General features: G+C 66.9%; 2 protein-coding genes. Both read right to left on the bottom strand.

The window, feature by feature from the left end; all coding sequences use genetic code 11:
• The coding region (locus DES41_RS37640) for an electron transfer flavoprotein subunit alpha/FixB family protein (protein WP_425466423.1) at nt 1–599 on the bottom strand (599 nt) is incomplete at its 3' end.
• Nucleotides 600–613: 14 nt separating this feature from the next.
• A partial coding sequence (locus tag DES41_RS37645; RefSeq protein WP_245966069.1) for an electron transfer flavoprotein subunit beta/FixA family protein occupies nt 614–1339 on the bottom strand: 726 nt, incomplete at its 5' end.

Below are 1339 nucleotides of genomic sequence, written 5' to 3' on the forward strand. Positions count from 1 at the left end.
CCGGAGACGATGATCTTGGCGGCCGTCAGTTCCGGGCGCTCGTTCTTGGCGATCTCCGAGCCCAGGAAGGTGGACTTGGCGCCAGCGGCCACGGCCGACAGGCTTTCCACGGCAGCAGAGCCACCGGTGGCGGCTGCGGCGTCGAAGCCGGTGCCGCGCACGGTGATGACCTTCACGCTGTCGCCGCTCTGCACGGTGGCAATCGCGTTGCCGGCGTAGATCGGGCGCTCGAAGGTGTCGGGGCTGTCGACCTTGGTGATGTCGCTGATCTGGCTCACGTCCAGCTTGGCGGCCACGCGCGGGGCGACGTTCTTGCCGCTGGCGGTGGCCGGGAACAGGATGTGGCTGTAGTTGCCAGCGATGGCCAGCACCTGGGCGGCCACGTTCTCGGCCAGGCCGTGTTCCAGGCCGGCTTCGTCGGCGTGCAGCACCTTGGCCACGCCGGCGATCTGGGCGGCGGCCTTGGCGGCTTCGCCCGCGTTGTGGCCGGCCACCAGCACGTGGACGTCGCCACCGATGGCGACGGCGGCGGTGACGGTGTTCAGGGTCGCGCTCTTGACGGAGGCGTTGTCGTGTTCTGCGATGACGAGGATGGACATGTTCTTGTTCTCCTTCAGATGACCTTGGCTTCGGTCTTCAGCTTGGCGACCAGCGTGGCCACGTCGGGCACCTTGATGCCGGCGCTGCGCTTGGGCGGCTCGCCGACCTTCAGCGTCTTGAGCTTGCTGGCCACGTCCACGCCCAGGTCCTCGGGCTTGAAGGTGTCCAGCTGCTTCTTCTTGGCCTTCATGATGTTGGGCAGCGTGACGTAGCGCGGCTCGTTCAGGCGCAGGTCGGTGGTGATGACAGCGGGCGTGGACAGCTCCAGCGTCTCCAGGCCGCCATCCACTTCGCGCGTGACCTTGACCTTGTCGCCGGCCAGTTCGACCTTGCTGGCGAACGTGGCCTGCGGCAGGTCGGCCAGGGCCGCCAGCATCTGGCCGGTCTGGTTGCAGTCGTCGTCGATGGCCTGCTTGCCGAGGATGATCAGGCCGGGCTGTTCCTTGTCGACCAGGGCCTTGAGCAGCTTGGCCACGGCCAGGGGCTGCAGTTCGGCATCGGTATGGACCAGGATGGCGCGGTCGGCGCCGATGGCCATGGCGGTGCGCAGGGTTTCCTGGCACTGCTGCACGCCGCAGGACACGGCGATCACCTCGGTGACCACGCCCTTTTCCTTCAGGCGCACGGCCTCTTCGACGGCGATCTCGTCAAACGGGTTCATGCTCATCTTGACGTTGGCGATGTCAACGCCGCTGCCGTCGGACTTCACGCGAACCTTCACGTTGTAGTCGACCACGCG

The sequence above is a fragment of the Pseudorhodoferax soli genome, assembly GCF_003337555.1.
GTDB classification, from domain to species: Bacteria; Pseudomonadota; Gammaproteobacteria; order Burkholderiales; family Burkholderiaceae_C; genus Pseudorhodoferax; species Pseudorhodoferax soli.